Here is a 20,638-nt window from a genome sequence, read left to right on the forward strand (position 1 = left end):
CGGGAGGGATACATGCCGTACCGTCTGTTGTGCCTGGCCCTGCTGCCGCTCACCCTGGCCGCCTGCCAGGCCAGCAACCCTTACGTGGCCAGCAGCCGCCCATTGCCGCCTGCGCCTGCGCAAGCGGCCAACACTTTCGACGCCAGCGCCTACCCGGCGGCGCCGCGCGATTACGGGCACTATCGCAGCTGGAGCTGGCGCGGCGGCCAGTTGCCAAGCGGCAATGCCGACGCCGACCCGGCGCAAATTGCCGATGCCGTCAGCGGCGCCCTGGACCAACATGGCCTGCGCCCGGCCCGGGGCACCACTGGCGACCTGCTGGTGAGCGCCGACATGCGCCTGGAGCGGCGCCTGCGCCAGGTGCGTGACTATGACACCTACGACCCCTACTACGGCCCGTACCCCTATGGTGGTGTCGGCTTCGGCGGCTACCGCAACGGTTACGGCGCCTACGGCAGCGTGCCGATCGTGCGCACCTACGAAGTGGAGGTGATGGTGGTGCGCATCGACCTGTTCGATGCCCGCAACGGTCAGCCGGTGTGGAGCGCCAGCGCTGAAAGCGGCAGCGACAAAAGCTCACCGCGCGATCGCGAGACCGCCTTGCGTGAATCGGTTCACAAGGCGCTCAGCGGCTATCCTCCCAGTTAACGCCTAACGGAGAACCATCATGTTGCGCCGCCTCGTTCTACTGTCATTTGCGTTGTTGCTCGCCGCCTGCTCAAGCAACAACGTTCAGCAGGATTTCGACGCCAGCCGCGATTTCGCCGCCTATCGCAGCTGGGCATGGCAGGAGCCGGGCCTGCAGTACCGCCCGGACGATCCGCGCATCAAGAGCGACCTGACCGAACAGCGCATCCGCGCAGCAGTCGCCGACCAGCTCGACCAGCGCGGCCTGCGCCCCGCCCAAGGCAACGCCAGGCCTGACGTCACGGTCCGCGCCTACCTGATCGTCGAACAACGCCAGCAACAGATCACCACCAACTATGGCGGCGCCTGGGGCGGGTACTGGAACGGTTATTGGGGCGGCCCGATGTACAACGAAACACGCAGCGTCGACTACAAGGTGGCAACCATTCAGATCGACATGTTCGATGGCCATGACGGCAAGCTGGTCTGGCGCGGCAGCGCCGAACAGATCATGAACAATTACCCGCCTAGCCCCGACGAGCGCAACAGCGCAATCCAGAAGACCGTTGCCCAGGTGCTCGGCAATTATCCACCGGGCCGGGCGAAATAAGCCCTGCCACCGCGCAAACGGCCTGATCACGACTCCGAGCCGTTTGCGCACCGACCTTTTTGCCACCCTGCCATGCCCGTTCGTCAGATCGCGTCTACCCTGATTAGGAAACCTGACTGACCGGGTAGAAGTGTTCAACGAACGGGAAAGGCGACTTGCCGATGCAAAGCATTGTTCTTCTGATGTGGCTTGCCTTGTGCACTGAACAAGATATCCGCGAGCGCCAGATTGCCAACCTGCTGACCCTGGGTGCCGCCGCCGGCGCCCTGGTCTGGCTGTTCGCCACTGGCCACAGCTGGATCGGCGCCGATGCCAGCGACGCTGGCTGGGCCTTGGCCATCGTCATGCTGTTGACGTTGCCAGGCTACATGCTGGGCCGCTTCGGCGCCGACGACGTCAAGCTCATGGGCGCACTGGCCTTGGCGACCAGCCCGCAATACGTGCTCGGCACCTTCATCGGCGCTGGCGTCAGCGTGGTGCTGTGGCTGCTGACCCGCAGGCGGCTGTGGACGCTGCTCAACCCCAAAGTAAAGAAGCGCCTGGCCAGCCTGACCGAGCAAATGGGCGACAAGCAAGCCTTTGTCCCCTACGTTCTGGCGGGCTTTCTGCTCACGGCTGTATGGATCCAATAACTATTCCTGTTGTCCGATCTCTTGTACAAACCTTGTACAGAATCGCGAGCAGCGTCTATTTTTAAGCTGCCAGAGCGTCTGGCCCGGGAGCAGGGCCGCTTACGAACAGGGAGTTGATCGTGAACAAGCCATACAGTGAGGTGAAGGTCCTGGTTGTAGATGACCAGCCACTCATAGTCGAACAATTATGTGAATTCCTCGAAACCCAGGGCTACCACTGCGTTGCGGCCCACTCCACCGACGAAGCCATCGAACGCTTCATTGCCGATGCAGCCATCGGCCTGGTGTTGTGCGACCTGCACATGCCCGGTCGCGATGGCATCGAAATGGTTCGTGCCCTGAAGGACATTGCCGGGCGCAAGCGCATGTTCGAAGCGATCATGCTGACCGGTCGCGCCGACAAGCAGGACGTGATCCGCGCCCTGCGCGAAGGCTTTGCCGATTATTACCAGAAGCCCATGGACCTCGACGAACTGCTCGAAGGCCTGCGCCGCCAGGAGCAAGTCATGCTGGAGCGCAAGGCCAACGTCCAGAACCTGGGCAACCTCAACCAGCGCCTGCAAGACCTGGCCGGCTCCATCGATGAGCTCTACCAGGACCTGGAAAAAGCCCGGGGCCAGGGCGTTCACCGCCGAGCCACGGATGTCGCAGAAGAGGTAGAGGGCGAGCTACCGGCGGCCTTCGAGAAACTTTCACCACGGCAACTGGAAGTTGCCAGGCTGGTGAGCAAGGGCAAGACCAATTACCAGATTGCCTGTGAACTGGGGATCACCGAGAACACCGTGAAGCTGTATGTGTCACAGGTGCTGCGTTTGACCCACATGCACAACCGCACCCAGTTGGCGCTGGCGTTGACGCCAAGTTCATCGCCTGTGCATCAGCGGTTTACCACCCATTGAGTTCGAGCTTTGCATGACTGCCACTGGCCTCGTCGCCGGCAAGCCAGCGCCCGAAGGGATAGCGCTGTCTGGTGGGAATTCCATAGCTGCTGATCAGTCGGCTGGCGGAGCCTGCATTCACTCCAACAAATAGCTGAAGCTCACCCTCCAGCGCGGCTTTCGGCTCATGCTATCCAACGCCACGTCCGCCAGAGGCTTGGCCACCTCCATTGCCACATTGCCGTATCGCCCATCCCCAAGCCGCACACCCAAGGCTGCCGAACGCATCCTGGTATCTTCGAATGGCCCGCCGTTGTACCAGGCCTGGGCAGCATCCAGCAGCGCATAAGGCTGCACCAGCCTGACCCCACCAGCGCCGGGCCGGATGCTGTAGTTCAGCTCGTACGCCACGCCCCAACCTTTGTCCCCAGCGGCCTGGTCCTGCGGGTAGCCATGGCCGAAGTACTGCCCGCCAAAAACCGCACGTTCACTGTCGGGCAGCCGGTCGTCGGTCCAGTACAAGGCGCCTGACAGCACGCCCTTCCAGCGCTGCAACAGTTGGTCGCTCTGCAAGCCGGCGACGCGAAAACGCAGAAAGTCCATGTCGTAATCGGCATCGCTGCGTGCGCCCAGATAATCCAGCCCTTGGTACACCCCAGCGCTGACCCTGCGTAGCCGCCCAGGCTCGATCTTGCGCCAATCGCCTTCGAAAGACAGCGCACGTACGTAGGTGTCGTTGCGCCCCAGGCCACCAGAGCGATCTTCGTCATGCTCACTGACCGAATAAAGATGCCCAGTCACCGCCAGCCATTCATCGGGTGCGACGATCACCGGCTGGCCAAGCCCAATCGCATAACGCTCGCTTTCAATCTGCTGGAAGAACTGCGAACCGTGCTCCAGGCGCACAGGCGTGCGCGGCTCGCTGCGGTAGCGCGCGGCCGATAACAGCACCTGGCTGCCCTGCGCATCCAGGTGCTGGCTGTACTCGAGGCGCTGGTATTCGGCGTAATCATCACCCGGTGGCAGCAGCGCGCTGGCCGTCAACTGTTCGGCAAAGCGGGTCTGGGCATTGCTGGCAACCGTGATAAGCCCCTGCAGGCTGTCGCGGCTGCCATCGCCAAGGGTCAGCGCCGCATCGAAGGGCCTGCGCCAGGCATTGACGGTAAGCCGCGTGGCGCCCTCGCCGCGTTCGGCCCGGGTCAAATCTGCCTGCAGCGTCACGCCGGGTATTCGCTGGGCCAAGCCGATGAACCGATCGAACGTCGCTCGGGTCAGCGGGCGCTCTGCCTGCAGGCGCTGCAGCAACTGGTCGAGGTAAGCGCCAGCGGGTCCGATATCCCCGTCACGCCGAACCTCGTGGACATACCCCTCGACCAACACGACGTGCACGCGACCATCGGCAAAATCCTGATCAGGCAAGTATGCCTGCGACAGCAAGTAGCCATCATGCTGATAACGCAGGGTCAGGCGTTCAGTGAGCTGCTGCAACTCGCCGACACTCACTTCGTGGCCAATCAATGGTTGGTAATGCTCGCGCAGCTCGCTCAACGGATAGACCGTACCGCCCTCGAAGCGCACCTTATGCAACACGAAGCGGGTCTTCAGCGGCAACGTGCCGGTCGCAGCCCTGGGCGATGCCAGGTGCAGGCTTGGGGCAAATGGGCGGTAGGCCTCGATCGGCAGGTTCGCGCCGGGCAGACGGCGCTCGTATTCATGGCCATCGAGAAACACCGGCAATGGCTCGGCGATCACCAGACTGGCCCAGGACGAAAGCAAAACAGGCATCAGCAGAAGACGCATAGGACGCTCCACAATCCCTTGGGTAGCGGGGGCGTCGGCCGGCCTTACCCGTCACTGCAAGCGTAGGTGTTGCACCGTTAAACGTCGAACGCCTACTCGTTGACCTGAAACGCCACTCGCGCCGTTTCTCCGCTTTCATCCAAGGCACTGAGCTCGAACTGCCCGGCCTGTTCGAAGCGAACCAGCACACTGTCTTGCCCCTCGCTTTCGCCGAGCGGCTGGCCATTGAGGAACCACCAGCGGCGCCCGCCACCGCCGAGGGCAGAGACGTGCAACTGTAAAGGTTCGCTGCTGGTGGCCGGGCGCCGCAGGTTGTCGCCGGGGCGCACACCGACGATGGACAGCGGCGGCGCGTTGGCCGGTACCTGTGGCGGGCAGCCGGGGTCCACCGCCGGTAGGCGCATCGCCCGCCGCTCGACGCGGGGCAACCAAGGCTCCAACGGTGCCGGCCACAAGGCAACGTCGAGTACCTTGGCGCCTGGGCAACTGCCATCCACGCGCAGGCCCTGGGCATTGACCCAGATACGCTCGCGCAACCCCAGGCCGAGCGGCTGATCGGCTGCCTGCAGGGTCGGCGGTGTGGTGGCATCGAGGGTCCAGGCAAAACGCTGGCGCCGACAGTTCGGGTCCTGTCGGTTCATGGGCTGGCCCAGCGGCCAGCAAATGGCAGCCACACCCACGCTTGCGGGCACGGGCTCCACCGGCATCCGGATACCCCGCTGGCTGTCGCGGTTGCTCAGCAGGTCATGCACCTGCAACATCAGCGGGGCCGCCGAGGCCAGGCCGAACTGCCCGGGCACCGGTGTACCATCGGGGCGGCCAATCCACACCCCGATCAGGTAGCGCGGCCCTACGCCGATCGACCAGGCATCGCGAAAGCCATAGCTGGTACCGGTCTTCCAGGCCAATTGCGGGCGCTGCACCAGTTCGGCATGCGGGTCGCGGTCGGGCCGCGCCTGGCCACTGAGGATGCGCCGGATGATCCAGGCCGCTCCCGGCGACATCAGCCGCCGTTCCAGCAACGGATCCTGCGGTTGCAGGCGCACCTGTGCGCTGTTGCCACCTCGGGCCAGTGCCGCATAGCCGCCGACCAGGTCCTCCAGGCGGCTACCAGCACCGCCCAGAATCAATGCCAGGTTGGGCTCGGCCAGCGGCGGCAGCGCCAGCGGTACACCCGCCATGCGCAACTGCGCGGCGAAGCGCTTGGGCCCATAAGCTTCGAGCAACTGCACTGCCGGCAGGTTGAGCGACAGCGCCAGCGCCGAACTGGCGGACACCGGGCCGCTGAAGCCCATCGAGAAATTACCGGGGCGATAGTCGCCGTAGCGCCGCGGCACATCCTGCAACAGCGATTCGGAGTGGATCAGGCCATCATCCAGGGCCAAGCCGTAAAGAAACGGCTTGAGCGTCGAGCCTGGCGAGCGCAACGAGCGGACCATGTCGACATGGCCAAAACGGCGCTCATCGCTCAAGTCGATCGAGCCGAGGTAGGCGCGTACCGCCATGGTCTGCGCCTCGACCACCAGAATCGCCGCCGATGTGCGCTCCGGCAGGCGCGCGCGCCAGCCCAGCAGCAGGTCTTCCAGGCGCCGTTGCAGCGAGGCGTCGAGCGTGGTGCGAATCAAGGTCGGGCTGTCGGGGGTGTTCAGCCGGCGTGCCAGCAAGGGCGCCAGCGCGGGTTCCTGACGCGGGGCCAGCAGCAGCGGCTCTTCGGCTGCCTCCTTGATCTGCTGCGCTGGCCACACCTGATACTCGTCCAGGCGCTGCAGCACCTTGTCGCGGGCACGCTGGGCACGCGCGGGATGGCGGTCCGGGCGCAAGCGGCTCGGTGCCTGCGGCAACACCGCCAGCAACGCTGCCTCGGCCGGCGTGAGCTGTTGCGGCGACTTGCCCAGATAAGCCCAACTGGCTGCGGCAACGCCCTGCAAGGTGCCGCCGAACGGGGCACGGTTCAGGTAGATTTGCAGGATCTCGCGCTTGGACAGGTGCCACTCCAGCTGCGCTGTACGCCAAAGCTGCCGCAGCTTGCCGGCCAAGGTGCGGTCGTGTGGGTCGAGCAGGCGCGCCACCTGCATCGACAAGGTACTGCCGCCAGACACCACTCGCCCGCCGCGCAGGTTGAGCCAGGCCGCGCGCACCAAGGCCAGCGGGTTGACCCCCGGATGCCGGTAGAACCAGCGGTCCTCGTAGGTCAGCAGGGCCTGCAGGTACAACGGCGAAACGTCTTCCGGGGTGATCGGGTAGCGCCATACGCCATCGGCATCGGCAAAGCGCCACAGCGGTGTGCCGTCCTCGGCCAGCACCACCCGTGCCAGGTCGTTGCCTGGCATCGGCAGCGGCCAGATGCGGTCGGCAAGCCACAGTAGGCCGAGCAGCAACAGCAGGCTGATCGCCACTGCGCGCACAACCCTTCCCGCTCGGGTGCGTGGCCGCGCTAAGCTTGGCATCGGGAACCGACCTGGCCAGGTGATGGCCAAAGGCTTGGGAACGGCAAACTCGCCGATTCGTTCATCAGGAAGCAACTATGCATGTAGAAGGTTTTTTCGAGTGGCTTGGCCAGGCACTGGGGTCGTTGATCCGCTTCATCGTCGATGCCCTGAGCGGCCTGTTCAACCTGCTGGCCAATGCCGGGGGCAATTTCATCGATGGCCTGGCGCGCACGTTGGGCATGGATACCTCACTGGTCAGCATCCTCGCCTTGATCATCGGCCTGATGCTGCTGTACTCGGCAATCCGCGCCTTCATGCGCGCCTCGATCATTCTCGGGATCATCTGGCTGGTGCTTGGGCTGTGGGTGATGAGCTGGGTCATACATTGAACGGCAGGGCTTTTGTTGGAGCGGCCTCGTGTCGAGAAACGGCCGCAAAGCGGCCCCGGCAATATCGGCGACGCCGCTGAGTCCGTGGGGCTGCTGCGCAGCCCGTTCGCGACACAAGGCCGCTCCTACAGACGCGCAACTGCTCTATCTGGCTTTGACGGTCATCTCACCTTGCCCATCCCCCACCGCCTGCAGGTTCGGCCGGTACATCGATTCCACCTGCGGCGGCGGCACCCGGTAGGTACCCGGGGTTACCGCCCGGGCCAGGTACAACAGGTGCGTGGTGCCATAGCCGTCGAGCTTGAGGGCTGCGACGTAGCGGTCATCACGGTACTCCTGATGCACCACGCTGGCGTTCTGCATCGATTCACGCCACTGCTTCACCGCGCTGCTGGCGTTATCCAGGCTGGCAGCGCTCTGCGCCAGGTTCTGGTTCTCAAGCTCCAGGCCCGCAGGCAGCAGGTCGACTACCAGGGCGTCCGGCACGCGATCGGTGGCCTTGAGTGCCAGGTGCACCAGTACCAGGTCGCCGCTGCGCAGGTTATGCAGGTCCAGCGCCTGGCCGTTCATGCCCAGGTACTCACGGCGGATCTCCATGCCATTGCCACCCGCGACAGGCGCCTGACGTGGGTAACCCGACAGGGTCAATTGCTGATAGAGCGTTTCACTGCCTTCGTTCTGCACGCTCAGCGGCGAAGCCAGCAACGGCCCTTCGAGCTTCATGCCTGCTTCGACGTTGTTGAACTCACGCACTTCACCGGCACTGTCCAGGCGTGCCCTCCACGGCGCTTCCGGCTTGCCCAGCAGGCCACGGCCTGCCAGATACAAGGCATTGCGCTCTTGGGTCGACAACCAGCGGTTGGCCGCCAGTTCGTCCGACAAGGCAAACAGCCGCTGATCGACCTGGTTGCCGGCCAGCTTGCTCTCTTGCAGCAGTGCCAGGATCAGCGCCTGGTCGCGCAGGCTGCTGCCGTAGTCAGCCATCCAGCCTTTGCTGCGGCTAATACCCAGGCCAGCTTGCAGCGCCTGCTCGGCACGGGGTTTGTCGCCCATTGCGTCCAGCGCCACCGCCAGTTGTACCAGCGGCAAGCCGGAGCGTGCATCGGCACGGCGCTCGAACAGGCTGCGCAGGGCGCCCAGCGGTGCCTGCTGACTGCGCGACAACACCAGCGCGGCATAGGCTTGCACGGCAAAGCGGGTGTGCTCGGCATTCTCGCTGTAGTCGACTTCGATCAGGTTGCGTTCCTGCAGGTAGCGCAGCAGGCGTTCGTTGGCTTTCTTCAAGGCCTCGGCCGGCACGCCATAGCCCTGGTCGCGAGCACGCTGAAGGAAGTCGGTGACATAGGCGGTCAGCCAGTATTCCTCTTCACCATCCGAGCTCCACAGGCCGAAACTGCCGTTATAGCGCTGCATGCCCAACAGGTGCTCGATGCCCATCTCGATCTTGCGCTTGCGCACCTCGGCCGGTTCACCCTTGATGCCCAGGCGCTTGAGGCTGGCGGCATCGGCGTACAGTGATGGGTAGAGGCCGCTGGTGGTCTGCTCCAGGCAACCGTAAGGGTAGGCTTCGAGGGCGCGGATCTGCTCGGCCAGGTTCAGTGGTGGGCGGCTCGACAGCGCCAGGCTCGCCTCCAGGCCTGCTGGCTCGAAGGCGGCCAGGTCGCTTTCCGGCAAGGTCCATGGCTGGTCCTTGAGGGCCACGCGGTAATGCTTGAGCACCGCCGGGTAAGCCGGGCGCACACCCAGGGTCCATTGGCGTTCGAAGGTGGTCGCCGGCTCGCCCGGCAGTTGCAGGCCATTGACCCGCACCTGCACCTTGCCCTGCCCCAGGCCACCCAGGGCCTGCACCGGGATCAGCAGCGTGCTGCGCTGGCCTTCGGCCAGGGCGACAGCCTGCTGGCCGCTGGCCGTCAGGCTTAGCTGGCCCTCGGTGCTGACCTCGACATTCAACTGCTGGGCACGCCCCGATAGGTTGGCCAGGTCCAGCGCCAGGCTGGTGCGGTCACCGCCAGCCAGAAAGCGCGGCGCCGACAGTTCGGCGATCAGCGGCGCTGCCACCACCGTCTTGCCCTCGGCCATGCCGAAGTGTTCGTCGGTCCAGGCCTGGGCCATCAGCCGCAGCTCGCCATTGAAGTCGGGAATATCGACCGTCGCCTCGCCTTCACCCTGGTCGTTCAAGGTCACCGGCAGGCTTTGTTGGGCAACGATGGTCACCGTGGTATTGGGGCGCTTGCCACCTTTGGCCATCGCCGCGTCACCGCCGAAGGCCAGGCTGGCCAGGCGGCCCTGGCCGGCTTCGATCAGCTGGCCGTAGATGTCCAGCTGGTCGGCGCCATAGGCCTTGCGGCCGAACAGGCTGGCAAACGGGTCGGGGGTCTTGAAGTCGGTGATGTTGAGGATGCCCACGTCGACCGCAGACAGCAGCACATGCACCTGCTTCGGCACGCTGCCGTCGGCATTGGCGGCCTTGATCTTCACCGTCAGTGGCTGCTTGGGGCGCATCTTTTCCGGCGCCTGCAGGCTGACCGTGAGCTTGCGCTCGGCCCGCGCCAACGGCAGGTGCAGCACGCCGACGGCGCGCTTGGGCGTGGCATTGGCCTTGCGCTCACCCGGGCGGATCACCAGAGCGCTGATGTACAGGTCGTGGCGTGCCCACTGCTTGTCCAGCTGCACATCGAAGGTCTTGCCCTCGGCGGGCACCTCGATTTCCTGCCACCACAACGGGCCATCGCTGGACTCGACCATCAGGTAGCCGCTACCGGCTGCTGGCGGGGTCACGGTGACCTTGGCGGTGGCGCCATCGGCATAGGCGGGTTTGTCCAGCGCCAGCTTTACCTGGTCCGGGCGTACCGCGCCGCCTTCGGCGTTGTCCTGGGCACGGTAACCGGCCCAGAAGCGCACGCTGGAAACCAGCCCGGTCTCAGGGTCTTCCACCTCGACGCGATACGGGCCCCACTCCACCTGGAAGCTCAACTTGGCCGTCGAGCCTGCTTTGACGCTGATGGTCTCCTCGCTCTGGGTAAGGAACTTCTCGTTGTAGTTGTAGCTCCAGCCATCGCTCTGCGAGTAGTTCCAGTAGTAATCGCGGCGCTCGCGAATCAGGCGCACTTTCAGGTCGTTGGCGGCAAGCTTGTTGCCGGCGCGGTCGGCCACGAGGAATTCGAATTCCACCGGGCCGTCGCTGTCGGTTTCCTCACCGTCGAACAGGCCGCGCAGGCCGGGCAGGCGCTCGGCTGGCCAGATCGGTTGTTCGAGGCGGCGGGTGATCGGCCGGCCACCGGACTCCTGCAGGCTGGCCTGCACGGTCAGTTGCAGTGGGGAACGTGCTTCGGCCCAGTGGCTTTCGATATCGACCACGGCCTTGCCAGCCTGGTCGAGGGTGACTTCGTCGAGCTCCAGGTCCTGGTTCAGTTCGGTTTCGGTGACCGAGCCGAACTGGTAACCCGGCAGTGCCGGCACCGCTTCACGCAGCGGGCGTACATAGGCTTGGCCGCTCAGGCGATTGCCGGCAGCCGGCGCACCGTAAAGGTAGCGGCCATTGACCTGGATGCGCGCATCTTCCTCGGGCGACAGCGGTGTATCGCTGCCCTTGAGCTCAAGTGCCAGGCGCTCGGGCAGGAAGTCTTCAACCAGGAATTCGTACACCTGCTTGCGACCGCCACCCAGGTCGAGCAGCAATTGCCAGCGACCGGTCGGGGCCTCCGTGGCCAGTTGCAACTGATACTGGTACAGGCCGTTGGCGTCGGCCTCCCAGACAAACTTGCGGCTGACCTGCTCATCTGGGCGACGCACTTCCACGCTCACCGGTTGAGCCTTGACCGGCTTGCCATCCTGGTCGCGCAACAGACCGTTGAGCAGCACCGTTTCACCCGGGCGATAGAGGTCGCGCGGGCCGAAGATGAAGAACTGCAGCGGGTTGGCCTGGGGGCCAGTGATATCGAACTCGGCCAGGTCCAGGGCCGCGGTGTTCAGGCGCAGCAGGGTGGTGTGCACGCCCTGGGTGGCGATCAGGGTGTCGGCCTTGGCCGTGATCGGCAGCTGGGCATGGCCGGCGCCATCGGTCTTGGCCTGGGCCAGCAGCTTGCCCTTGTCATCATGCAGTTCGAGGTTGACGTCCTTGAGTGCCTTGCCGCCTTCCAGGGCCTGGGCGAACACATCCAGGCGGTCACGGTAGCGGTGGGCGGACACGCCGATGTCGCTGAGGGTGAACAACGTGGCCGGCTGCGAATAGTCATAAGTACCCGAGGCACGCATCACCGCCAGGTAAACACCCGGCGCCTGCAGCGGCTTGATCCCGGCGATCGGCAGCAGCACGGTCTCGCGGGTGTTGCGCGCCGGATTGAGGTCAAAACGGCCGCTGTAGACCAGCTCGGCCATGTCCAGGGTTTCCTTGGACTGGTAGTAGTACAGGCTGCTGTTGCGCCCCCAGCTGGCCAGGAAGTTCGAGAGCATCTCAGGCTTGACCCGGAAGAACTCGACATCGACCTTGGCAACGTTCAGCGCGATCACCGGCAGGCCTTCGGCCAGGCGCGTGGGCAGCAAAGAACCGCGGCTGGCGAAGCCGACGGTGGGTTGCATGTCGCGGGTTTCAAGGCGGCTTACCGAGTCGCTGTCGAGCTTGTTGCCGTTTACCGCCAGCAGGCCCTTGTCGACGGTCAGCACCAGCTTGCGCTGCGGTTCCAGGTGGCGCAGGCGCAGTTCCATCTGGTTGTCTGCGAGTTCCCAGGCACCGTCGACCTTGCCTTTGACGGTGTCGACCAGGTGCACCTTGGCGGCAAAGTCCTGCTTGGCGTCCAGCGGGGCCGAGAAGCTGATCGACAGGGTGCTGGCACCGTCGAGCTGCACTTCCGAGACGTCCAGCACGCTGAGCTCGCGCCCCTCGTAACGCTTGGCAAGGACAGCAGGGTCCTCGCGCTTGGGCGCCGGGGCCTCGACCGCAGCGCTGGCTGCCGGTTTTTCGGCGGGCGCGGGTTTGCCCGGCGTCGAGGAATCACAGGCACTGAGCAAGGCCAGCGCGCAGGCCAGCAACAATCCTTTGTTGAACATGGAGTGGGAACTCTTCGGCAGCGTGTACGTGAGGGCAGCAACTATAGCGCAACGGCGCATTCGGCACTTTCATCGATGCGGCAAGTGAGACCGTGTTCGCGTGGATAGGTTGCCTTGCCGTTACAATGCGCCCTGCCGAATACTGGGGGCGCGAAGCGGCCCCCGCAGCCCCAGGAATTGCAATGTCGCAACTGACCACCGACTGGCAGCACCGCCCCACCCACCGTAAGGTCTGGGCCTTGGCCGCGCCGATGATCCTCTCGAATATTTCGGTACCGCTGGTGGCTCTGGTCGACAGCACCGTGATCGGCCACCTGCCCCACGCCCACCAGCTCGGTGCCGTGGCCGTAGGTGCCACGCTGTTCACCTTCATGGTCGGCCTGATGGGCTTCCTGCGCATGGGCGCCACTGGCTTCGCCGCCCAGGCTGCCGGGCGTGCCGACGGCGCGGCGCTGCGCCAGGTGCTGGTGCAGGGCCTGCTGCTCGCCGCAGCCTTCGCCCTGTTGATCGGCCTGCTTGCCCTGCCCTTCAGCCAACTGGCGCTGCACGCCATGCAACCGAGCGAGGCGTTGCAGCAGTCCACCGAAGACTTCTTCCACACGCGCCTGCTTGGCTTGCCGGCGGCGCTGGCCAGCTATGCGCTGGTCGGCTGGTTCCTCGGCACCCAGAACGCTCGGGCGCCGTTGGCGATTTTGCTGACCACCAACCTGCTGAACATCGCCCTCAACCTGTGGTTCGTGCTGGGCCTGAACTGGGGCGTGCTGGGTTCGGCGCGTGCCTCGGTAATCGCAGAATGGAGCGCCGCACTGCTTGGCCTGGCCCTGACCCGTCCAGCTTTGCGCCACTACCCCGGGCAGATCGCCTGGGCTGCGCTCAGGCGCTGGCAGGCCTGGCGGCCATTGCTGGCGGTGAACCGTGACATTTTCCTGCGCAGCCTGGCGCTGCAGCTGGTGTTCCTGCTGATTACCGTGCAGGGCGCGCGCCTGGGCGAGGCGACGGTGGCAGCCAATGCCCTGCTGCTCAATGGGCTGCTGCTCACTGCCTACGCCCTCGATGGCCTGGCGCATGCCGTAGAGGCCTTGTGCGGGCATGCCATTGGTGCGCGGGATCGAGATACCTTGCGCCGGTCGCTGGTGGTGGCCTGCGGTTGGTCACTGATCACCAGCGTGGGGTTTGCCGGCGTGTTCCTGCTGGGCGGGCACCTGTTCATCGACGTGCAGACCACTATCGATAGCGTGCGCGAAGCGGCCTATCCGTACCTGCCGTACCTGGCGCTGCTGCCGTTGATCGCGGTGTGGAGCTACTTGCTCGACGGGCTGTTCATCGGCGCCACCCGGGCCCGGGAAATGCGCAATGCGATGGTGCTGTCGGTGCTGATTGCATTGCCTTTGGGCGGGGTCATGAGCGGGTTTGGCAACCATGGGTTGTGGTGGGCATTCCTCGCGTTCATGGCGTTGCGGGCGGTGACATTGGGGTGGGTGGGGTGGCGGCTGCAAGAAAAAGGGCGCTGGATTGAGTAAAGCCGGGGCCGCTTTGCGGCCCTTTCGCGACGCAAGGCCGCTCCTACAAGTGCTCGCTTTCCCCTGTAGGAGCGGCCTTGTGTCGCGAAATGAGGGCGCAGCCCTCACCTGCGGACTCAAAGCCACACGCAATCCCAATGTGGATAGTCACCAGCACGTTGCACCAACCCGGCCCGAATCGGATTGGCAATGATGTATCGCGCTGCTGCCTTCACATCTTCATCCCGGCGCAATGCTCGGTCGTAGAATCCAGGCTGCCAGATGTGTTTTCGCTCAGCCCCAGTACGATACAGAGCACAACTGCTTCGTGACTTGAAGGCACACACCAGATTTCCCAGACTGGTAGAACCAAGCTCGATCAACCAGTGCAAACACCCAGGCGAGTGATCGACAACTGCCCTCTTGATCGCTGACCCGCAACTGTTGGATGACTGCTCTGGCAAAAGGTAGGCTCACGAATTGCGGAATGCGATCGCGAGTGACTGTAGTGAGAAGGTAGAGCCTTCCTGGTTCTGAATAGCGCCCTTCGCGCAGGCGATGATTACCTTGACCGTCCATGTCGCTCTCCTTTGAACATTGCATCCAAAGGTAGACCCGAAGTCATCGAAGCCCGCGGCCAGGATCATTTCCGAGTGTGAACTCGGTGAGGGCTTCGCCCTCATTTCGCGACGCAAGGCCGCTCCTACGATAAACGCGTAAGAGCGGCCTCGCCGATCAGGACGAGAGGTAGGACGAGCGGGTAAGGCCCAGGCGCAATGCGTCAAGGAACTGAGTGCGCTCACGCGCGCTGATCTTGGCGCTGGCCACCTTGTCACGGTAGTGGGTCATCAACTCCTCCGGCGACAGGTGCACGTAGCGCAGCATGTCTTCGATGGTGTCGTGGGTCTCGATACCGGCGTGGTACACGCTGCCATCGGCGTTCTGGTAGATGTTCACCGAGTCGGTGTCACCGAACAGGTTGTGCATGTCACCGAGGATTTCCTGGTAGGCACCCACCAGGAACACACCCAGCAAGTAGTCCTCACCTTCGTTGACCGCGTGCACTGGCATGCTGGTCTCGATGCTCTGCTCGTCGACGTACTGGTTGATCTTGCCGTCAGAGTCGCAGGTCAGGTCCTGCAGCACCGCACGGCGCATCGGCTCTTCGTCCAGGCGGTGCAGCGGGATGATCGGCAGTACCTGGCCGATGGCCCAGGTGTCCGGCAGGCTCTGGAACACCGAGAAGTTGCAGATGTACTTGTCGGCCAACTTGTCGTTGAGCTCGTCCAGCACCTGACGGTGCGAGCGCTGGCGGGCCTTCAGCGAGTTGTGCAGGCGGCGGCACACGGCAAAGTAGCACTGCTCGGCCAAGGCCTTTTCCGCCAGGCTGAGCTTGCCATCAGCGTACTGCGCTGCCACGTCGCCCATGTAGTGGGTGGCACGCCAGTAGGTTTCGGTGACCATCTCGATGTCGGTCGGGCCCAGCAGGTCGACCAGCCATTGCACGGTTTCCGGCAGGGCTTCCTTGTTCTCGATGGTCGGCACGTCGTCGTTGTGCCGCTCGACGTCAGTGACCTGGATCACCAGCATGGCGTGGTGCGCGGTCAGCGAGCGGCCGCTCTCGGAGAAGATGTGCGGGTGCGGCAGGCCCTGCGCGTCGCAGAACTCCTTGAGCATGCCCACCACCACGCCGGCGTAGTCGTCCATGTCGTAGTTGATCGAGCTGGCGTTACGCGAGTGGGTACCGTCGTAGTCCACGCCCAGGCCACCGCCGACGTCGATGTGATCGACCGGCAGGCCCAGCGCACGCAATTCGCCGTAGTAGCGGATCGCTTCCTTGAAGCCGTGCTGGTAATCGGCCAGGTTGGCGATCTGCGACCCCATGTGGAAGTGCAGCAAGCGGATGCCCTGGTCCAGGCCTGCATCGCGGAAGCGCTGCACCACCGAGATCAGCTGGGCGGCGGACAAACCGAACTTGGACTTCTCACCACCGGTGTCGGCCCACTTGCTCGAAGCCAGCGACGACAGGCGAACGCGCAGGCCGACCTGTGGCTTGACCTTGAGCTCGGCGGCCTCATCGATCACCAGGGCCACTTCCGACTCTTTCTCGATGACGATGAATACGTTGTGGCCGAGCTTCTGGCCCATCAGCGCCAGGCGGATGAACTCGCGGTCCTTGTAGCCGTTGCAGACGATGGTGCCGCCCTTGGGCGCCAGCGCCAGCACTGCCAGCAGCTCGGGCTTGGAACCGGCCTCCAGGCCGATCGAGACGTTCTGCGTGGCGATGATGTTTTCTACCACCGCTTCTTGCTGGTTGACCTTGATCGGGTACAGCGCGGTGTACTGGCTCTGATACTCCAGGCGCGCGATGTTGGCATCGAATGCGCCGGTCAGCTGGCGCACGCGGTCCTGCAGGATGTCGGGGAAGCGCACCAGCAGTGGCAGCGACAGGCCGCTCTGACGCAGCTCGTCGACCTGTTCGAACAGGTCGATCGGCGCGCTGCCGGGGCCGTTGGGGCGCACTTCGACGCGCCCGGCTTCATTGATGGCGAAATAACCAGCGCCCCAATGGCGGATGCCATAAACACTGCGGCTGTCGGCCACGGTCCATTGGCTACCATCGTCTTTGCGTGTGCGTCGTACGGACATTCAAGTCCCCTATAGATAAGTCCAAGACACTGCCCCGCAAGGAGGCGGGCGCAGTGTAAAAGCCGAAAATGACGATTCGTCCATGCCCTGGGGTAGACCCGGGTCATGGCAACGAGTTTAGAAAGCGTTGGGCAAAAAATCGCGTGGGCGTATCAGCCGCCGGACTTTTTCGCCTTGAAGCCCTGTTTGATGAGCTCGGCGATCAGCAGCTCGACGTGATCGCCCTGGATCTCGATGACCCCATCCTTCAGCGCACCGCCGGTACCGCAGCGGCGCTTGAGGGTAGTGGCCAGCTCCTTGAGCTGGTCGAGTGGCAGCGGCACACCGGTGACGGTAGTCACGGTCTTGCCGCCACGGCCTTTGCTTTCACGGCGCACACGGGCGATGCCGTCACCTTCGGGGATGACTTGCTGCTTGCAGGTGCAGGCGTCCACCGGCTGGCCACAGTCGGGGCAATGCCGACCGGCATCGGTGGAGTAAACGAGACCGCCAAGGGCGGCGAAGGAAGAAGCTTTCTTGGCCACTTTTGTTCCTCTGTGCTGAGGACAAAAACTGGTCGTGCCCTGGGGTAGAGGCCGACCGCGAAGCCCCACTCTGGCAGGGGCGGCGCTACTGCCGCAAGATCCTGCGACAGCCCGAAAAGGGCGCGCAGTGTAACGATAAATCGGGCCGTTGCTAAGTACTGGAATGCGCCATTTTGCGAATGTTTTGCGACCTTGGGGTTGCTGCGCAGCCCTTTCGCGGCGCAAGGCCGCTTCTACAAGGCTTACGCGCTCCCCTGCAGGAGTGGCCTTGTGTCGCGAAAGGACCGCAAAGCGGTCCCCGGCGTCATCTCAAGCTGGCCTTGTAACGCTGCAGTGCCGCCAGCGAATCCGGGCAATACGGCATGCTCCGGCTTTCCTGCTCGGCCTGCTCAACGCTCATGAATTTCGCCTCGATCACCTCTTCCGGCTGCAACCGCAACGGCGCATCCGACACCGCCGAATACACCGCGCACCACAGGTGGTTGTCCGGCTGGTCGAAATAGAAGCGCTCATGAAAGCGCAATTCGACCCCATCGATGCCCAGCTCTTCGGCCAGCTCGCGGGCCGCCGAATCGGCATACGCCTCCCCAGCTGTCACCATGCCACCCGCCGCTACATCCCAATACCCTGGGTACAGCGCCTTGCTCAAGGCCCGACGGTGCACGCACAGTTCACCGGCACTGTTGAACAACAGAATGAACGTGCAGCGACCGATCAGGCCGCGCTCGCGCAGCTCGGCCCTGGGCAGCGCACCGAGCACCTGGTCGGCGGCATCTACCCAGGCGACCAGTTCTCGGTCGGAAGCCGCCCGGTGGGCGGCCTCGCTGGCGCTGATGGCCATGCTCAACCCTGCGACAGCAGCTGACGCAGGTCGATGACCGCGGCGTTGGCCCGGGAAATGTAGTTGGCCATGACCAGCGAGTGGTTGGCCCACATGCCGAAGCCGCTGCCGTTGAGCACCATCGGGCTCCACAGCGGTTCCTGCGAGGCTTCCAGTTCACGAATGATCTGCCGCACGCTGACCGTGGCGTTCTTCTTCGCCAGCACGTCGGCGAAATCGACCTCGATGGCGCGCAGCAGGTGCGACAGCGCCCAGGCCTGGCCACGGGCTTCGTAGAACACGTTGTCGATCTGCAGCCACGGAGTTTCCACCAGCTCTTCATCCACCTGCGGCGCCTGGCCGGCGACCACCGACTCGGTCTTCAGGGTGGTGTTGAGCTTGACCCGGCCCACACTGGCCGACAGGCGCTGCGACAGCGAGCCCAAGCGGGTAGCCACGTCACCCAGCCAGTTGTTCAGGTTGTCGGCACGGGTGTAGAAGATCGCGCCCTTGTCACCAGCGGCCAGGCGGGACTGATAACGGGACAGCGACTTGATGCCCTCTTCGAATTCCGATTCGCTCGACGGCAGGATCCAGCTCTTGTTGTCGAAGTTGAACCGCGGTTCGGCCTTGGCCAGGTCGGCATCTTCGGTGGACTGCGACTGCGAACGGGCGAAGTCCTTGCGCAGGGCCCGAGACAGGTCGCGCACCTGCACCAGCACGCCGTACTCCCAGCTGGGCATGTTGTCCATCCACAGGCCTGGCGGGAAGCGGTCGTTGGAAATGTAACCGCCCGGCTTGTTCAGCAGGGTGCCGGCCACGGTCTTGAGGGTTTCGATGGTGGTATAGCCGATCACCATCTGCTGGCCGTTGCGTTCGGCTGCGGCCTGGGCATTCTGCTGCACCGGGAACAGTGCCGGCTCCTCGCTCCAGTACCAGCCCAGGCCGATGCACACCAGCAGGTACAACCCGATCAGGGTCCCCAGGGCACGGCTCCAGAGCCCGCCAAAATAGCTACGGGCAGCGGCGCGGCGGCCATCGACACGCTCGCGGGGCTCGGCTTTGGCCTCGCGGTTTTTCCAGTCCAGCATGGCTTTGTCCTTAATCAGTCACGACGGTTCAGGGCTTTGACCACAGGCCAGCGCCAGGGTGCCACGGCAAGCCCGCGTCGCAGCACTATAAAGCAGACACTGCCGTACGCATAAGCGACCAATGAGTCAGTAACTGAATATTCGTTCGCAAGCCTTTATTGATGCGGCGCACGTGCGAGAAGAAAAAGCAGTGCTAGCATACAGCCATCATCGAACCTGCATAGCCCACTTATAAGTAGCCAGGACATGACCCAAGCCGCAGAGCCGAGCCAGAAGCGCCTCTCGCAGGAGCTCGAACAGCTGTTGCAACGCCTGTCGCGCACGCGCCTGCGCCATGGCGACCAGCCCGATCAGCTGGAATTGCCACCTGTGCGCAAACCGGTCTACCTGCTGCTGCACGACCATGAGCGCGCCGAGCGCCTCGCCCAGCAGCTGGAGTTCTTCGGCCTGAGCGCGCAGCCGCAGCCCTGCGCCAGTGCCTTTCTGGCTTCACTGGCCGAGCACCCTCCGGCAGCCATCGTCATGGATGTCGATTTCGCCGGCGCCGGTGCAAGTTTGCCGCTGGCGGCAATGGCGCAGCAAGGCCAGGAGCAGCCCATACCGTTGCTGTTCTTCAGCCTGCACGAAGCCGATACGCCGACCCGCCTGGCTGCGGTGCGCGCTGGCGGCCAGGCGTTTCTGACCGGTACGCTGGAGGCCTCCAGCCTGCTGGAAAAACTCGAAGTCATGACCAGCCACGCACAGCAAGACCCCTTGCGCGTGCTGATCATCGACGACTCACGCACCCAGGCCTTGCATACCGAACGGGTACTGGCCAGTGCCGGGATGCTGACCCGCAGCCTGAACGACCCGATCGGCGCCATGGCCGAGCTTGCCGACTTCCAGCCCGACCTGATCATCCTCGACCTGTACATGCCAACGTGCTCGGGCCCAGAGCTGGCCAAGGTGATCCGGCACAATGACCGTTACGTCAGCGTACCGATCATCTACCTGTCCGCCGAGGACGACCTGAACAAGCAGCTCGATGCCATGAGCGAAGGCGGAGACGACTTCCTGACCAAGCCGATCCGCTCGCGGCACCTGATAACCACCGTGCGCAACCGCGCCGCGCGTGCCCGCCACCTCAAGGCCCGCATGGTCCGCGACAGCCTGACCGGGCTGTACAACCACACCCACATCCTGCAATTGCTCGAAGACTGCAGCTACCGTGCCCGCCGCGAACGGCAGCCGCTGAGCTTCGCCATGCTCGACATCGACCATTTCAAGAAGATCAACGACCGCCACGGCCACCCGATGGGCGACCGGGTGATCAAGAGCCTGGCGCTGTTCCTCAAGCAACGCCTGCGCAAGACCGACTTCATTGGCCGCTATGGTGGCGAGGAGTTCGCCATCGTCATGCCCAACACCTCGCTGGAAGCTGCGCACAAGGTGCTTGACGATATTCGCCGGCGCTTTGCCGAAATGCTCTACCCGGCGCAGCCCGAGGATCTGCAGTGCACGTTCAGTGCCGGGGTGGTTCAGCTGGACGAAGCGCTGGATGCGCTGAGCATGGCCAGTACCGCAGATGAAGCGTTGTACCGGGCCAAGCATGCCGGGCGTAACTGCGTGGTCCGCGTCGAGCCTTAGATTGTTGCCACCTGTGCT

The 20,638-nt window shown here is 64.2% G+C and carries 14 protein-coding genes and 1 pseudogene; 7 read left to right on the forward strand and 8 right to left on the reverse strand.

Going from position 1 to position 20,638, the window contains the following annotated elements:
* Window positions 1–12 precede the first annotated feature (12 nt).
* The 4 genes from APH27_RS15770 (at window position 13) to APH27_RS15785 (ending at window position 2,768) form a co-directional block, all read left to right on the forward strand.
* Entirely contained in the window at window positions 13–648 is a 636-nt protein-coding gene (locus APH27_RS15770; RefSeq protein ID WP_060485301.1) for a DUF4136 domain-containing protein, read from the forward strand.
* A 19-nt stretch (window positions 649–667) separates the two neighbouring features.
* Window positions 668–1,237 (forward strand): DUF4136 domain-containing protein, encoded by a 570-nt coding sequence (locus tag APH27_RS15775; protein WP_027920830.1) that lies wholly within the window; start codon window positions 668–670, stop codon window positions 1,235–1,237.
* A gap of 161 nt (window positions 1,238–1,398) precedes the next feature.
* Complete coding sequence (locus APH27_RS15780) at window positions 1,399–1,869, forward strand: A24 family peptidase (RefSeq protein WP_027920829.1); 471 nt, start codon at window positions 1,399–1,401, stop codon at window positions 1,867–1,869.
* Window positions 1,870–1,988: 119 nt separating this feature from the next.
* A complete protein-coding gene (locus APH27_RS15785; protein ID WP_060485325.1) occupies window positions 1,989–2,768 on the forward strand; it encodes a response regulator transcription factor in 780 nt (259 codons plus the stop codon).
* Window positions 2,769–2,885: 117 nt separating this feature from the next.
* On the opposite strand, the gene APH27_RS15790 is transcribed toward APH27_RS15785, so the two are convergent.
* Window positions 2,886–4,547 carry a ShlB/FhaC/HecB family hemolysin secretion/activation protein gene (locus tag APH27_RS15790; RefSeq protein ID WP_060485302.1) on the reverse strand — a complete coding sequence of 554 codons (1,662 nt, stop codon included), beginning with the start codon at window positions 4,545–4,547 and terminating at the stop codon, window positions 2,886–2,888.
* Between the two features lie 92 nt (window positions 4,548–4,639).
* Window positions 4,640–6,994 (reverse strand): peptidoglycan glycosyltransferase PbpC, encoded by a 2,355-nt coding sequence (gene pbpC, locus APH27_RS15795; RefSeq protein WP_060485303.1) that lies wholly within the window; start codon window positions 6,992–6,994, stop codon window positions 4,640–4,642.
* Between the two features lie 77 nt (window positions 6,995–7,071).
* Here pbpC and APH27_RS15800 point away from each other — a divergent pair, with 77 nt between their 5' ends.
* Window positions 7,072–7,365: a hypothetical protein gene (locus APH27_RS15800; RefSeq protein ID WP_009685776.1), complete on the forward strand. Its 294-nt coding sequence runs from the start codon at window positions 7,072–7,074 to the stop codon at window positions 7,363–7,365.
* A gap of 144 nt (window positions 7,366–7,509) precedes the next feature.
* Here APH27_RS15800 and APH27_RS15805 read toward each other — a convergent pair whose 3' ends face one another.
* The gene (locus APH27_RS15805) at window positions 7,510–12,411 is read right to left on the reverse strand and encodes an alpha-2-macroglobulin (protein ID WP_060485304.1); all 4,902 of its coding nucleotides are present in this window, start codon (window positions 12,409–12,411) and stop codon (window positions 7,510–7,512) included.
* A 182-nt stretch (window positions 12,412–12,593) separates the two neighbouring features.
* Between APH27_RS15805 and APH27_RS15810 the strand changes: the two genes are divergently transcribed.
* Window positions 12,594–13,931 carry an MATE family efflux transporter gene (locus APH27_RS15810; RefSeq protein ID WP_060485305.1) on the forward strand — a complete coding sequence of 446 codons (1,338 nt, stop codon included), beginning with the start codon at window positions 12,594–12,596 and terminating at the stop codon, window positions 13,929–13,931.
* Between the two features lie 116 nt (window positions 13,932–14,047).
* On the opposite strand, the pseudogene APH27_RS26885 reads toward APH27_RS15810, so the two are convergent.
* From APH27_RS26885 to APH27_RS15830, 5 genes and pseudogenes are all read right to left on the reverse strand, one after another.
* Window positions 14,048–14,489 (reverse strand): annotated as a pseudogene (locus APH27_RS26885) (transposase).
* Between the two features lie 156 nt (window positions 14,490–14,645).
* Window positions 14,646–16,559, reverse strand: coding sequence for an arginine decarboxylase (speA, locus tag APH27_RS15815; protein WP_027920823.1), 1,914 nt, complete (start codon window positions 16,557–16,559; stop codon window positions 14,646–14,648).
* Window positions 16,560–16,711: 152 nt separating this feature from the next.
* Window positions 16,712–17,083 carry a translation initiation factor Sui1 gene (locus APH27_RS15820; RefSeq protein WP_027920822.1) on the reverse strand — a complete coding sequence of 124 codons (372 nt, stop codon included), beginning with the start codon at window positions 17,081–17,083 and terminating at the stop codon, window positions 16,712–16,714.
* 304 nt (window positions 17,084–17,387) lie between these two features.
* Window positions 17,388–17,924, reverse strand: a complete 537-nt coding sequence (locus APH27_RS15825; RefSeq protein WP_060485306.1) for an NUDIX hydrolase — start codon at window positions 17,922–17,924, stop codon at window positions 17,388–17,390.
* 2 nt (window positions 17,925–17,926) lie between these two features.
* On the reverse strand, window positions 17,927–18,994 hold the full coding sequence (locus tag APH27_RS15830) for a DUF2333 family protein (RefSeq protein ID WP_027920820.1): 1,068 nt from the start codon (window positions 18,992–18,994) through the stop codon (window positions 17,927–17,929).
* 246 nt (window positions 18,995–19,240) lie between these two features.
* On the opposite strand from APH27_RS15830, the gene APH27_RS15835 reads away from it, so the two are divergent.
* Complete coding sequence (locus APH27_RS15835; RefSeq protein ID WP_060485307.1) at window positions 19,241–20,620, forward strand: diguanylate cyclase; 1,380 nt, start codon at window positions 19,241–19,243, stop codon at window positions 20,618–20,620.
* Window positions 20,621–20,638 lie beyond the last annotated feature (18 nt).

It is taken from the genome of Pseudomonas sp. NBRC 111123 (assembly GCF_001320205.1).
Taxonomy (GTDB): domain Bacteria; phylum Pseudomonadota; class Gammaproteobacteria; order Pseudomonadales; family Pseudomonadaceae; genus Aquipseudomonas; species Aquipseudomonas putida_J.